A 13572-nucleotide genomic window follows, 5' to 3' on the forward strand; every position below is an offset into this window, starting at 1 on the left:
GCGTCATGGGTGACGCGTGACGCGTGATGCCCGTGCCCGGCGGTGGCGCCTGCAGTGCGTGCGGCTCACGTCCTGGGCGATCCCGGCGACTATCTCCCGCTCTGTGAGGGCGGTCACCCTTACGTTCATTTCGTTCGCACTCATAGACCGCCGGTCCCGCGCCGAACCGGCCGCCAGTCCGCGCCGAGCTGGCCGCTTGTGCGAAGAGGCAGACTGGCACCATGTCCCGCACCCGCCCGCCCCGCCGTCGCCGTCTGCCGCGCAGCCTGGCGGGCCAGCTCTTCGCGATGCAGATCGTGCTGGTCACGGCCGTGGTCGCCGGGTGCGCGCTCTTCACGTATCTGAGCGACAAGCACCAGGCGGAGGACGGCGCGCGCCACCAGGCGACCGCGGCGGCGCGGGCGGTCGCGGACTCCCCCTCGGTACGAGACGCCATACGCCGCGACGACCCGTCGGAGGAGCTCCAGCCGTACGCGACCCGGGTGCAGCGGCACACCGGCGTCGACTTCGTCACGATCATGGACCCGCGCGGCATCCGCTGGACCCACCCCGACGAGCGGCGCATCGGCGAGCGCTTCCTCGGCCACACGGCGCAGGCCCTGCGCGGGAAGACCTTCGCGGAGACGTACACGGGGACGCTCGGCCCGTCCGTACGCGTGGTCACACCGATCCGGGCGGGCGAGGCGGGCGACGGCCGGATCGTCGGCCTGGTCAGCGCGGGCATCACCATCGAGGAGATCACCGCCAAGGCGCGCGGCCAGCTCCTCGCGCTGCTCGGTGTCGCCGCGGCGGCGCTCGTCCTCGGTGGCATCGGTACGTACGTCATCAACGCCCGCCTGCGCCGCAGCACCCACGGCATGAACGCGGCCGAGCTGAGCCGCATGCACGACTATCACGAGGCGGCGCTGCACGCGGTGCGCGAGGGACTGCTGATGCTCGACGGACAGCGGCGGATCGCGCTGATCAACGACGCGGGCCGGGAACTCCTCGGCGTCTCCGGTGACACGGTCGGGCACAACGTCGCGGAGCTGGGGCTGCCCGCGCCGCTCACAGGGGCGCTGCTCGCCTCCGAACCGCGGGTGGACGAGCTGCATCTGACGGCCGACCGCGTGGTCGTCGTCAACACCTCCCCCGTGACGGGCGGCGAGCGCAAGGGCACGGTGGTCACCCTGCGCGATCACACGGAACTCCAGGCGCTGGCAGGCGAGTTGGACTCGGAGCGGGGTTTCACGCGGGCGCTGCGCTCGCAGGCCCACGAGGCCGCGAACCGCCTCCACACGGTGGTCTCCCTCATCGAACTGGGCCGCGCGGACGAGGCCGTCGACTTCGCCACCGCCGAACTGGAGCTGGCCCAGGCGCTGACCGACCAGGTGGTGGCCGCCGTCAGCGAGCCGGTCCTCGCGGCGCTGCTCCTCGGCAAGGCGGCGCAGGCCAACGAGCACGGCGTGGAGCTCGTCGTCTCGGACGACAGCAGCATCGACGACGGCATGCTTCCGGCGTCCCTGTCCTCCCGTGACCTGGTGACCGTCCTCGGCAACCTCATCGACAACGCGGTCGACGCGGCACAGGGCTCACCGGCGGCGCGGGTCACGGTGACGGCACGGGCGGACGGGGCGGGCCTCCTCCTGCGCGTCTCGGACACGGGCCCCGGCGTCGACCCCGCGCTGCGGGACGCGGTCTTCGAACGGGGCTGGTCGACGAAGGCGTCCACGGGCCGCGGCCTCGGCCTGGCCCTGGTCCACCAGACGGTGACGAGGAACGGCGGCGTGCTCTCCGTACGGCAGTCGGCGGAGGGCGGCGCGGAGTTCGAGGTGACACTGACGACGAGGGGGGCTCCTCCGGCGGGGGGCGACGGTGCCGCTGCCGCTGCCGTTGCCGTTGCCGCTGTGTCCACGGTGCCGGATGCCGATCAAGAGGGTCCCGATCAAGAGGTCGTCGACCAAGAGGCCGTCGAGCAAGAGGGCGTCGCCCGAAGCACGGCAGGCCGAGTCCGGACCCGAAGCACGACAGGACGAGCCCCGACCCAGCGCACCGGCCAGAGAGACGGCACCCAGTGATCCGCGTACTCGTAGTCGAAGACGACCCCGTCGCGGCGGACGCCCACGTCCTCTACGTCAACCGCGTCCCCGGCTTCGAAGCCCTGGCCAAGCCCGCCCGCTCCGCCGCCGAGGCCCGCCGCGTCCTCGACCGCGGCCCCGTCGACCTCATCCTCCTGGATCTGCACCTGCCCGACGGGCACGGCCTCCAGCTGGCCCGCTCCCTGCGCGCCGCGGGCCACCCGACGGACGTGATCGCGGTGACGTCGGCCCGCGATCTGGCGGTGGTCCGCGAGGGCGTGTCCCTGGGTGTCGTCCAGTACGTCCTCAAGCCCTTCACCTTCGCCACCCTCCGCGACCGCCTGACCCGCTACGCCGAGTTCCGCACAGCCGCCGCCGAGGGCGAGGCCACCGGCCAGGACGAGGTGGACCGCGCGCTCGCCACACTGCGCGCGCCCGGCCCCGTCGTGCTACCGAAGGGCCTCAGCGGCCCCACCCTCGAACGTGTCATCCGCACCCTGCGGGCCGCCCCCGACGGCCTGACCGCCACCGCCGCCGCCCAGTCGGCGGGCCTGTCCCGCATCACCGCGCGCCGCTACCTGGAACACCTGGTCGACACGGCACGCGCGGCCCGCAGCCCCCAGTACGGCCATGTCGGGCGCCCCGAACTGGTCTACCGGTGGCTCACCGCGACGGAGTGACATCCCACGGGCGGCCCCCGATGGACGTACGTCCTATAACAACGTTGTCACGTTGACGACGAGCGCCAACGCCCATCCGTGGCAAGGGCATTGACCTTGCTCCGAGCACGCCCTTACGTTCACCGGGCAGCCCCGCGTCGCAACCCCGCGTTGTAGGAGGTCGTGCCCGTGCGTCCCACCACCACCCCGCTGCTCCTCACCGCCACCGCCACCGCCACCGCCCTGCTGGCCGCCGGCACCCTCACCGCGTGCGGCGGCGGCTCCGGCGACGACCCCGACACCGTGAAGATCTCGTTCAAGCAGTCCACGGACAACGAGATCAGGGTCATGGACACCTATCTGGCGGACATCAAGAAGCAGTTCGAGAAGGCGAACCCCGGCAAGAAGGTCAAGCTGGTGCCGATCAAGGCACCGGACTCCGAGTACTACACCAAGCTGCAGCAGATGCTGCGCTCCCCCAAGACCGCGCCCGACCTGGTGTACGAGGACACGTTCCTCATCAACTCGGACATCACCAGCGGGTACTTGAAGCCGCTCGACCCGTACCTGGACCAGTGGAAGGACTGGGATCAGTTCATCGACACGGCCAAGACGGCGGCGAAGGCGGCCGACGGCAAGACGTACGGCGTGCCGGACGGCACGGACACGCGCGGCCTCTGGTTCAGCAAGGCGATCTTCAAGAAGGCGGGCCTGTCGGCGGACTGGCAGCCGAAGAACTGGGACGAGGTCCTCGACGCGGCCCGCGCGATCAAGGAGAAGGTCCCGGGCGTCACCCCCCTGAACGTCTACACCGGAAAGCCGGCCGGTGAGGCGGCGGCGATGCAGGGTTTCCAGATGCTCGCGTACGGCACGGGCAAGGACCCCCTGTACGACCCGGAGGCGAAGAAATGGGTCACGGGCAGCAAGGGCTTCAAGGACTCCCTGAACTTCGTGGAGACGGTCTACGAGGAGAAGCTCGGCCCCGACGTCTCCGACGCGCTCGATCCCAACTTCGCGACGCGCGTACGCGGTGAGCTGCTGCCCGAGGGCAAGCTGGGCATCGCCCTCGACGGCTCCTGGCTCCCCCAGGACTGGGGCGAGGGCGCCGGCCACGAGTGGCCGGAGTGGTCGCGGAAGCTGGGCCTCGCCGCCATGCCGACGCAGCACGGCCAGGCGCCCGGCAAGGTGAGCATGTCCGGCGGCTGGACGTGGGCGATCCCCTCCAAGGCGGGCAACCCCGACCTGGCGTTCAAGTTCATCGAGACGATGCAGACCAAGGCCAACGCCAAAAAGTGGTACGTCGCCAACTCCGGCATCGCGGTCCGCGAGGACGTCGCGGCCGACCCCTCGTACGTGAAGGCACAGCCCGGCATCAAGTTCTTCACGGACCTGGTCGCCTCGACGCACTACCGGCCCGCGTACCCCGCGTACCCGAAGGTCTCCACGGCGATCCAGGAGGCGATGGAGTCGGTGACGACGGGCGACAGCTCGGTGGAGGAGGCGGCGCGCGCCTACGACGAGGAGGTCGAGTCGGCGACGGACGGCGAGGTCACGAAGAAGTAGGGGGCGAGGGCGAGAGCGAGGGCGAGGGCGAGGGCGAGGGCGAGGGCGAGGGCGAGGGCGAGGGCGAGGGCGAGGGCGAGGGCGAGGGCGAGGTTCGGGGCTGGAGCCGGGGGGAGCCCCGAGTCCCACACCGCCCGCACCTCCCGCACCGCCCGCACCTCCCGCACCCCGCCGTCACCCGCCCTCACCACCCCGCGTCCCCGCGCCCCGCGTCCCCGCAGAGAGTGAGTGCCCGTACGTGACTACCGCACCCGCCGCCGGGCCCCCGGCCGGTCCTCCCGCCGGGCCCGGCGTCGACAAGACCGCGCCGGGACCGGCCGCCCCACCGCCGGGCCCCCGCGCCAGTACCCGTGTCCGCCGGGGTCTGCTCAGGGCCCTGCCCGTCTCCCCCGCCGTCGTCCTCCTCGCGCTGTTCCTCGCGGGGCCGATCGGCTACTGCGGGTACATCGCCTTCACCGACCTCCAGTTGACCGGTCAGGCCGAGTCCAGCTTCATCGGGTTCGACAACTTCCGTGAGGCCTTCGGCGACGAGCGGTTCCTCAACGCGGTCTGGCTCACCCTGGTCTTCACGGTCGTCTCCTCCCTCATCGGCCAGAACACGCTGGGCCTGGCCCTCGCCTCCCTCATGCAGCGCGCGTCGAAGCCGGTCCGCACCCTCACGGGCGCCATCGTCATCACGGCCTGGGTCCTGCCGGAGGTCGTCGCGGGCTTCCTGCTCTACGCGTACTTCCGCCGCGAGGGCACCCTGAACGCGGTCCTGGACTTTCTCCATCTCCCCACGCAGAACTGGCTGTTCACACTCCCGATCCTGGCGGTCTCGTTCGCGAACGTATGGCGCGGCACGGCCTTCTCGATGCTGGTCTACTCCGCCGCCCTCAACGAGATCCCCAAGGAGATCACCGAGGCCGCCGAGGTCGACGGCGCGGGCGGCTGGCGCCGCATGTGGCACATCACGCTGCCGATGATCCGCCGCTCGATCGGCACGAACCTCATGCTCAACACCCTCCAGACGCTCTCCGTCTTCGGCCTGATCTGGGTGATGACGCGCGGCGGCCCCGGCAACCGCAGCCAGACCCTCCCCCTGTTCATGTACGAGCAGGCCTTCCAGAAGAGCATGATCGGCTACGGCACGGCGGTGGCCCTGCTCCTCCTCCTGGTCGGCTCGCTCTTCTCCCTCGTCTATATGCGCCTACTGCGTACGGAGGTCTGAGTGCCCGTCAACAAACGTCTTCACGGGCCGCGTTCGCGCCGCACGAAGCACCGCCTGGCAGCGGACGCGGGCCTGCTGGTCGTGGCGGCGGCGTTCGTCCTCCCCCTGGCCTGGGTGGTCCTGTCCTCCTTCGACCCGAAGGCGGACCTGCGGGTACGGCTCCCCGACAGCCTCACCCTGGACAACTACGACAAGGTCCTCACCCCCGAGATCACCTTCACCCCGCTCCTCAACAGCCTCCTGCTGTGCGGCGGCGGCACCCTGCTCACGGTGGTCTGCGCGGCCCTCGCCGCGTACCCCCTCTCCCGCTACCGGTCCCGCCTGAACCGCCCCTTCATGCTGACGATCCTCTTCGCGACGAGCCTGCCGATCACGGCGATCATGGTCCCGGTGTACGCGCTGTTCGTACAGGTCGACCTGATCGACACGATGCAGGGCACGATCTTCTTCTTCGCCGCGTCCCAACTGCCCTTCGCCATCTGGCTGATGAAGAACTTCATGGACGGTGTCCCGAAGGAACTGGAGGAGGCGGCGTGGACGGACGGCGCGTCGTCCTTCCAGTCCCTGCTCCGGATCGTCCTCCCTCTGATGGGCCCGGGAGTGGCGGTGGTGACGGTCTTCTCATTCGTCATGATGTGGGGCAACTTCTTCGTCCCCTTCATGCTCCTGCTCACCCCGGAGCAGATGCCGGCGTCGGTCAGCATCAACGACTTCTTCGGCAACAAGGGGACGGTGGTCTACGGCCAGCTCGCCGCGTTCTCCATCCTCTACTCGACCCCGGTGATCCTCTTGTACGTCCTGGTCTCGCGCCGCCTGGGCGGGGGCTTCGCGCTGGGCGGGGCGGTGAAGGGGTGAGGCACAGAACTGTGACATACGTTCGGGCCGATACGTCCCTCGCGCCCCATTCGTGACGGCACATCTCCCTGGTATCAGGCCCGGCGTCGCACTAGCGTGCTGAGCCCGCGCCCTCTCCCACCTGCCAGGAGCCGACAGTGAACCGCCCTCTCCGCCTCGCGACGGCCGCGCTCACCGCGTCCGCGGCCCTGCTGCTGACGTCGTGCGGCAGTGACGACAAGTCCTCCGGGGCCGATGACAAGATCGCCGGTGCGGAGCAGGGGGACGGCAAGTCCAAGAAGCCCTCGCCCACACCGCAGGAGAAGCGGGCCGAGCGCCCCGAGATCAAGCTGCCGTCGGACCTGTCGTACGAGTTCGAGTGGACCAAGACCGGCGACAAGGACAAGGACGCGGTCCTGGCCGACACAGAGCAGTACCTGAAAGCGGTCGACATGGCCATCGCCGAGCAGAAGCCCCTGCACGAGGCCTACCGCTTCTACTCCGAAGGCGACGCGGCGGCCGCCAGCCAGAAGTTCGTCCAGGAATACGTCGAGTACAAGGACCGGATCACCGGCGCCAAGCGGTACTACAACGCGCGGGTCGACGTGACGGGCGGCAAGACAGCAGGCCTCGTCTACTGCGAGGACCAGCGCAAGGCGCACAACAAGAGCCTCAAGACAGGGAAGACCGCCAAGGCCGCCGCGCCTTCGAAGGACGACTTCGTGCTGTACAGCAGCCGACTGCGCGTGAACGAGCAGGGCGTCTGGGTCACCGAGACGACCACATCCGACCGGGGGAACGCCACATGTCAGCCGTGAGAAGGAAACCGCTCATAGCCGCCGGGGCCGTGGCGATGGCCGCGACGCTGCTCCTGTCGACGCCCGTGTCGGCGCGCACCGGCCACGGCGGCAGCACGAACGGCGCCGCCGAAGGCCCCACCGAGGACGGCGGCGACGGCTCCCTGCTGGCCACCGCCGGCGGCATCCGCTACGACGACTCCAAGAACGGCACGGGCCCCAAGGCCGGCCCCATCGCCCCCACGGGCGACTACAGCCCGCCCCCCTGCTGGTACGGCCCGGCCTACACGCCCGCCCAGTTCAAGAAGGAACGTGAGGCGGTCTGGGCGGTGGACTCCACGGGCCACCAGTGGGACCTGGAGCAGCGCAAGCGTTACGTCGAGGGCGAGCCGTACAAGAACTTCAACCTCGACAAGGCCGGCAAGGGCTACTGGTGGACGTCGTACCCCAACAAGACCTACCCGCCCGGCTGGGACAAGTGCACGGAGGAAACCTTCTGGGTCGACGAGAACGAGCCTCCCCCCGCCGACATCCCCACCATCGACCCGGAGATCCTGGCGAAACTCGCCTACGCCAGAATCCGCGTCCCCGGCACGAAGGTGTCCCTGGCTCCCGAGGCCGAGACCAAGGTGAACCTGCCCACCTGGGCCTGGCTGGACGGCGCGGAGTTCAAGCCGGTGTCGGTCACGGCCAGGGTGGACGTGCTCGACATCGAGGCGACGACGACCGCCGAACCGATCTCCCTCAAGATCGACCCCGGAACGCCGGACGCCGAGACGTATCCCGCGTCCGGTGTCTGCGACCTCCGAGGGGACAAGATCGGCGAGCCGTACGCCAAGGGCAAGTCCAAGGAGACCCCGCCCTGTGGCGTGAAGTACCTGCGCTCCTCGGGCGACGGTTCGTTCCCGCTGAAGGCGACGGTCACCTGGAAGATCCACTGGACCGGCACAGGCGTACCCGACGACCAGCAGCTCCCCGACGGTGAGTTCGGCGCGGAACAGGACGTGGTGGTCCAGGAGATCCAGGCCATCAACCGCTAGGTGACGGGGGTCGCGGTATGGCAGGGCATCGTCCACGGGACTGGCATGTCCTGGATCTGGACAAGGACCCGACCCCCGGCGATCCGGACCGGGTGCGCAAGCTCGCCAAGGACCTGCATGACTTCTCCGACGATGTCGGCAAGGTGCTGCGGGACATCAAGGGGATGGCGGGCGAGGACGCCATCTTGCAGTGGGCGGGCAAGACCGCCGAGGCCTTCGCCGAGAAGTTCGAGAAGGCCCCGGACAAGCTGAAGAAGCTCAAGAAGTCCTACGGGATGGCGGGCGACGCCCTCGCCGCCTACTGGCCGGAACTGGAGCGCGCCCAGTCCCTCGCCGACAAGGCGCTCATCAAGGGCCGCGAGGCCCAGGCCGACCTGTCCTCCGCCAAGTCCCGCCTCACCTCGGCCGACTCGTGGATGGAGAAGGCGGGCAAGGAAGCCGACAAGTACAAGGAGGACGGCGGCAAGGGCTCGGGCGGCGGCAAGGACGTACCCAAGCCCGACCCGGACAAGGTCAGGGCGGCCACCCGCAACGCGACCTCCGCCGAGAACGCCCAGAAGTCCGCCCAATCCGACGTCACCTCCGCGCAGAGCGCGCTGGACGCGGCGAAGAAGATGGCCGCCGACGCCCGCAAGATGCGCGAGGAGGCCGCCGGAACGGCCAAGCGGAAGATCGACGAAGCGTCCGACGCGGGTATCCCGAACCGCAAGTGGTGGGAGGAGATCGGCGACTGGGTCACCGACAACTGGGACACCATCATCGCCGTCTGCAAGGTCGTCGTCGCCGTCGTGGGTGTGATCGCGATGCCTTTGGCACCGTCCTTCAGGGCGGTGCGGGCCGACTTGAACCCCTTCAGCCCGCCCTTATGACCCACTACTGGGCCGTCGCACCTCGAAACAACGCCTCGCCGAGGACGGCCGCACCGTGCTGGAACAGGTCACCTTCGCCTGGGACGGTTTCGCGCTGTGCGAGCAGACGACCACCGGGCGGGGCCTGCCGAACGCCATCTCCCTCACATGGGATCACCTCGGCCGGCAGCCAGTGGCTCAGCGGGAGCGCGTCACCTCGGTCAATTCTCCGCAGGACGAGATCGACTCCCGCTTCTTCGCCATCGTGACCGACCTGGTCGGCAGTCTCGAAGAACCCGTACGCGTAGGCGACGCTCCAACGCGCCCCGTAGCTTCCCACCAATCCGCAACCTCGTAGGAACACACCGTAGTCGCCACCCCCAGGGGCGCCTACCGTGTGCCCGTGCAACCGAGCCCCCCGAGCCAGCCCACGCCCCCCTTCAATTTCCCCGCCGCCCGTCGCCTGCGCGAAGCGCTCGGGATGGCGCACGGGCATGTCGCGTACGGGATGCGGGCCGGATACGGGCTCACGTACATCACCGCCGACACCGTCGCCGCCTGGGAGCGCGGGCTCGCCTCGCCCAGCTCCGCCGAGCTCGCCGCGCTGGCGGCCACGCTCTGGTGTTCGCCCGGGGAACTCATGGGCGCCGCGCGGACCCTGCGCGAGCACCGGATCGCCCGGGGGCTCGCCCCCGAGGACGTCGCGCGGCAGGCGGGCGTCGAGATCCAGGCGTATCTGCGGATGGAGGAGACCAACGGCTGGCGCGGCAACGAGCGGCAGTCCGCCGCCCTCTCCCGCACCCTCGGCCTGTCGCTGCCCGACTTCGTGACCGTGACCGGGCGGTCCGAGCCGCTCGCCGAGCTGTTGCGCAGCGCCGTCACCACCCGGTGGCAGGGATACGTGCGGTCCGTCGCCAAGCTGCTGCCCGTGGAGCGGCGGCACGTCGAGGACGTGCTGCGGCAGATGCACGAGGACTACCAGTCACGGATGGCACGGACGCTGAGCTGGGGCGGCGGTGCCAGTTCGGACGCGTCCGGCGAGGCCGGGCGGGACTATCTCGAAAAGATCCTCGACCATTTCTGGCCCCTCGTCCGGGGCGGAGAGGGCGGACAGGGCGGACAGGGCGGACAGGGCTTCTAGAGGCGTCAAGCCTCCTAGCAGCGTCAAGCCTCCTAGAACACCGACTCCGCCTCGTCCATCCGGTCCTTCGGCACCGTCTTCAGCTCCGTCACCGCCTCCGCCAACGGCACCATCGTGATGTCCGTCCCCCGCAGCGCCGTCATCCTGCCGTACTCCCCGCGGTGCACCGCCTCCACCGCGTGCCAGCCGAAGCGGGTCGCGAGGACGCGGTCGTACGCGGTGGGGGTGCCGCCGCGCTGGACGTGACCGAGGATGACCGGCTTGGCCTCCTTGCCGAGGCGGGCCTCCAGCTCGTACGCGAGTGCCGTGCCGATGCCCTGGAAGCGCTCGTGGCCGAACTGGTCGATCGCGCCCTTGCCGTAGTTCATCGTTCCGTCCTGCGGGTGCGCGCCCTCGGCCACGCAGATCACCGCGAACTTCTTGCCGCGCGAGAACCGCTCCTCGACCAGCGTGACCAGGTCGGCGGGGTCGAAGGGGCGTTCGGGCAGGCAGATGCCGTGCGCGCCGCCGGCCATGCCGGACTCCAGGGCGATCCAGCCCGCGTGGCGGCCCATGACCTCCACCACCATCACGCGCTGGTGCGACTCGGCGGTGGTCTTGAGGCGGTCCATCGCCTCCGTGGCCACGCCCACCGCCGTGTCGAAGCCGAAGGTGCGGTCCGTGGAGGAGATGTCGTTGTCGATCGTCTTCGGAACGCCGACGACCGGCACGCCCGCCTCGGAGAGCATGCCCGCCGCCGTCAGGGTGCCCTCGCCGCCGATCGGGATGAGCGCGTCGAAGCCGCTCTTCTCGATCAGCACCTTGGCGTCGTCGCAGGCGGCGCGGAAGCGGCCGCGCTCCAGGCGGGAGGAGCCGAGGATCGTTCCGCCGCGGGCCAGGATGCCGCTGACCGCGTTGAGGTCGAGGGGGCGGTAGCGCCCGTCGAGCAGGCCCGCGTAGCCGTCCTCGAAGCCGATGACCTCGTCGCCGTAATGCGTCACGGCACGGTGCACGACCGACCGGATCACTGCGTTGAGGCCGGGGCAGTCGCCGCCCGCGGTGAGAATTCCGATACGCATCGCGCTGTGTCTCCTGCTCGCTGTTGGTACTTGTGAGCCGGTCCGATTGTTCCACGGCCGGAAGGGGGGCGCCGCTCACACCTGTCCGACGGATGTGCGTCCGATATAGGGGCAGGGGCCTTGTGACCCCTCTTGCAGGGCCTTTCGTCGGCGGGCGGCCTAGCCAGCCGCAGAGGTATTGTCAAGAGGGCACAGCCGCGATATCGGGTCATTTGTCCAGCCCGGACCAGTAAGCGGGCAAGCAGCGAAGAAGGGAAGAGCACGCGTGACGCGCAGCGTGTACGTGACCGGGATCGACCGCGGCGACGGCCGCCAGGTCGTCGAGCTGGGAGTCATGGAGCTCCTGACCCGCCAGGTCGACCGGGTCGGCGTCTTCCGGCCGCTCGTCCACGACGGCCCCGACCGTCTCTTCGACCTGCTGCGGGCCCGCTACCGCCTCTCGCAGGACGCCGCGTCCGTGTACGGCATGGACTACCACGAGGCGTCCGCGCTCCAGGCCGAGCAGGGCACCGACGAGCTGGTCTCGCGGATCGTCGACCGCTTCCACCGGGTCGCCGGGGAGTACGAGGTGGTCCTCGTCCTGGGTACGGACTTCGCGGCCACCCAGCTGCCGGACGAGCTGGCGCTCAACGCACGCCTCGCCAATGAGTTCGGCGCCTCCGTGATCCCCGTGGTCGGCGGCAAGAACCAGACCGCCGAGTCGGTGCGCGCCGAGACGCGCAACGCCCACCGCGCGTACGAGAGCCTGGGCTGCGACATCCTCGCGATGATCACCAATCGGGTGGCGCCCGCCGACCGCGACGAGATCCGCGAGCTGCTCGCCCCCGACCTGCCCGTGCCCTGCTACGTCCTGCCTGACGAGCCCGCGCTCTCCGCGCCGACGGTCGCGCAGATCACCCACGCCCTCGGCGGCCGCGTCCTGCTCGGCGACGACGCGGGGCTCGCGCGCGACGCCCTCGACTTCGTCTTCGGCGGCGCCATGCTGCCGAACTTCCTGAACGCCCTGACCCCGGGCTGCCTCGTCGTCACCCCCGGCGACCGCGCCGACCTCGTGGTGGGCTCGCTGGCCGCGCACAGCGCCGGCACGCCGCCCATCGCGGGCGTCCTGCTGACCCTGAACGAGCAGCCTGGCCAGGAGATCCTCACCCTCGCCGACCGCCTCGCGCCCGGCACCCCCGTCGTCGCGGTCTCCGGCGGCTCCTTCCCCACGGCGGCGGAACTCTTCGCCCTGGAGGGGAAGCTGAACGCCGCGACACCCCGCAAGGCGGAGACCGCCCTCGGCCTCTTCGAGCGGTACGTCGACACCGCCGACCTGCTGAGCCGCGTCTCCGCGCCCAGCAGCGACCGCGTCACGCCGATGATGTTCGAGCACAAGCTCCTGGAGCGGGCCCGCTCCGACCGGCGCCGCGTCGTGCTGCCCGAGGGCACCGAGGAGCGCGTGCTGCGCGCCGCCGACGTGCTGCTGCGCCGGGGCGTCTGCGACCTGACGCTGCTCGGCCCGGTGGAGCTGATCCGCAAGAAGGCCGCCGACCTCGGCGTGGACCTCGCCGACTCCGAGCTGATCGACCCGCAGACCTCCGAGCTGCGGGACCGTTTCGCCGGGAAGTACGCGGAGCTGCGCGCCCACAAGGGCGTCACCGTCGAGCTGGCGTACGACGTGGTGGCGGACGTGAACTACTTCGGCACGCTGATGGTCCAGGAGGGCCTGGCCGACGGCATGGTGTCGGGCTCCGTGCACTCCACGGCCGCGACCATCCGGCCCGCTTTCGAGATCATCAAGACGAAGCCTGGGGGCACCTCCCGGGGCGAAGCCCCAGGGGGAGCCTCGATCGTGTCGTCGGTCTTCTTCATGTGCCTCGCCGACAAGGTCCTCGTGTACGGGGACTGCGCGGTGAACCCGGACCCGAACGCCGAGCAGCTCGCGGACATCGCCGTCCAGGCGGCCGCCACCGCCGAGCAGTTCGGTGTCGACCCGCGGATCGCGATGCTCTCGTACTCGACGGGTACGTCCGGTTCGGGCGCCGACGTCGACAAGGTGCGCGAGGCCACCGAGCTGGTGCGCGGCCAGCGGCCCGACCTGAAGATCGAGGGGCCGATCCAGTACGACGCCGCCGTGGAGCCCTCGGTCGCGGCGACCAAGCTGCCCGGCTCGGACGTCGCGGGCCAGGCCAGCGTGCTGATCTTCCCGGACCTCAACACCGGCAACAACACCTACAAGGCCGTGCAGCGCTCGGCCGGCGCGATCGCCGTCGGCCCGGTCCTCCAGGGCCTGCGCAAGCCGGTCAACGACCTGTCCCGGGGCGCCCTCGTCCAGGACATCGTCAACACCGTCGCCATCACGGCCATCCAGTCCCAGACGCCCTAG

Annotated in this window: 12 protein-coding genes and 1 pseudogene; 11 read left to right on the forward strand and 2 right to left on the reverse strand. The window is 70.3% G+C overall.

Annotation, left to right across the window (positions count from 1 at the left end; genetic code table 11):
- Positions 1 to 221 precede the first annotated feature (221 nt).
- From ACWDVB_RS34010 to ACWDVB_RS34020, 3 genes are all read left to right on the forward strand, one after another.
- The gene (locus ACWDVB_RS34010) at positions 222 to 2057 is read left to right on the forward strand and encodes a sensor histidine kinase (protein WP_451512878.1); all 1836 of its coding nucleotides are present in this window, start codon (positions 222 to 224) and stop codon (positions 2055 to 2057) included.
- Positions 2054 to 2737: a response regulator gene (locus ACWDVB_RS34015; RefSeq protein WP_451512877.1), complete on the forward strand. Its 684-nt coding sequence runs from the start codon at positions 2054 to 2056 to the stop codon at positions 2735 to 2737. Before ACWDVB_RS34010 ends, ACWDVB_RS34015 begins: the two co-directional genes overlap by 4 nt.
- Before the next feature lie 168 nt (positions 2738 to 2905).
- Entirely contained in the window at positions 2906 to 4279 is a 1374-nt protein-coding gene (locus tag ACWDVB_RS34020; protein ID WP_451512876.1) for an extracellular solute-binding protein, read from the forward strand.
- Here the strand turns inward: ACWDVB_RS34020 and ACWDVB_RS34025 are convergent.
- Positions 4228 to 4467, reverse strand: coding sequence for a hypothetical protein (locus ACWDVB_RS34025; protein WP_451512875.1), 240 nt, complete (start codon positions 4465 to 4467; stop codon positions 4228 to 4230). The genes ACWDVB_RS34020 and ACWDVB_RS34025 overlap by 52 nt on opposite strands.
- A gap of 50 nt (positions 4468 to 4517) precedes the next feature.
- Between ACWDVB_RS34025 and ACWDVB_RS34030 the strand changes: the two genes are divergently transcribed.
- The 7 genes and pseudogenes from ACWDVB_RS34030 to ACWDVB_RS34060 all read left to right on the forward strand — a co-directional run bounded on the left by ACWDVB_RS34030 (position 4518) and on the right by ACWDVB_RS34060 (position 10149).
- Positions 4518 to 5489: a carbohydrate ABC transporter permease gene (locus ACWDVB_RS34030; RefSeq protein ID WP_451512874.1), complete on the forward strand. Its 972-nt coding sequence runs from the start codon at positions 4518 to 4520 to the stop codon at positions 5487 to 5489.
- A complete protein-coding gene (locus tag ACWDVB_RS34035) occupies positions 5490 to 6344 on the forward strand; it encodes a carbohydrate ABC transporter permease (RefSeq protein WP_451512873.1) in 855 nt (284 codons plus the stop codon).
- 137 nt (positions 6345 to 6481) lie between these two features.
- Positions 6482 to 7141, forward strand: coding sequence for a hypothetical protein (locus ACWDVB_RS34040; protein ID WP_451512872.1), 660 nt, complete (start codon positions 6482 to 6484; stop codon positions 7139 to 7141).
- On the forward strand, positions 7129 to 8160 hold the full coding sequence (locus ACWDVB_RS34045) for a hypothetical protein (RefSeq protein WP_451512871.1): 1032 nt from the start codon (positions 7129 to 7131) through the stop codon (positions 8158 to 8160). The genes ACWDVB_RS34040 and ACWDVB_RS34045 overlap by 13 nt, the downstream gene beginning before the upstream one ends.
- A 17-nt stretch (positions 8161 to 8177) precedes the next feature.
- Positions 8178 to 8966 (forward strand): annotated as a pseudogene (locus ACWDVB_RS34050) (putative T7SS-secreted protein); the annotation flags it as partial.
- 118 nt (positions 8967 to 9084) lie between these two features.
- Complete coding sequence (locus tag ACWDVB_RS34055) at positions 9085 to 9366, forward strand: hypothetical protein (RefSeq protein ID WP_451512870.1); 282 nt, start codon at positions 9085 to 9087, stop codon at positions 9364 to 9366.
- Positions 9367 to 9405: 39 nt separating this feature from the next.
- On the forward strand, positions 9406 to 10149 hold the full coding sequence (locus ACWDVB_RS34060) for a helix-turn-helix domain-containing protein (RefSeq protein WP_451512869.1): 744 nt from the start codon (positions 9406 to 9408) through the stop codon (positions 10147 to 10149).
- A gap of 32 nt (positions 10150 to 10181) precedes the next feature.
- On the opposite strand, the gene ACWDVB_RS34065 is transcribed toward ACWDVB_RS34060, so the two are convergent.
- A complete protein-coding gene (locus ACWDVB_RS34065) occupies positions 10182 to 11207 on the reverse strand; it encodes a 6-phosphofructokinase (protein ID WP_451512868.1) in 1026 nt (341 codons plus the stop codon).
- Positions 11208 to 11472: 265 nt separating this feature from the next.
- On the opposite strand from ACWDVB_RS34065, the gene pta reads away from it, so the two are divergent.
- Positions 11473 to 13572 carry a phosphate acetyltransferase gene (gene pta / locus ACWDVB_RS34070; protein WP_451512867.1) on the forward strand — a complete coding sequence of 700 codons (2100 nt, stop codon included), beginning with the start codon at positions 11473 to 11475 and terminating at the stop codon, positions 13570 to 13572.

The sequence above is a fragment of the Streptomyces sp. NPDC003379 genome (assembly GCF_053589195.1).

Coding starts and splice junctions, on each gene's coding strand:
- ACWDVB_RS34065 (WP_451512868.1), bottom strand. CDS start 11,207: ATGCGTATCGGAATTCTCACCGCGGGCGGCGACTGCCCCGGCCTCAAC.
- ACWDVB_RS34010 (WP_451512878.1), top strand. CDS start 222: ATGTCCCGCACCCGCCCGCCCCGCCGTCGCCGTCTGCCGCGCAGCCTG.
- ACWDVB_RS34045 (WP_451512871.1), top strand. CDS start 7,129: ATGTCAGCCGTGAGAAGGAAACCGCTCATAGCCGCCGGGGCCGTGGCG.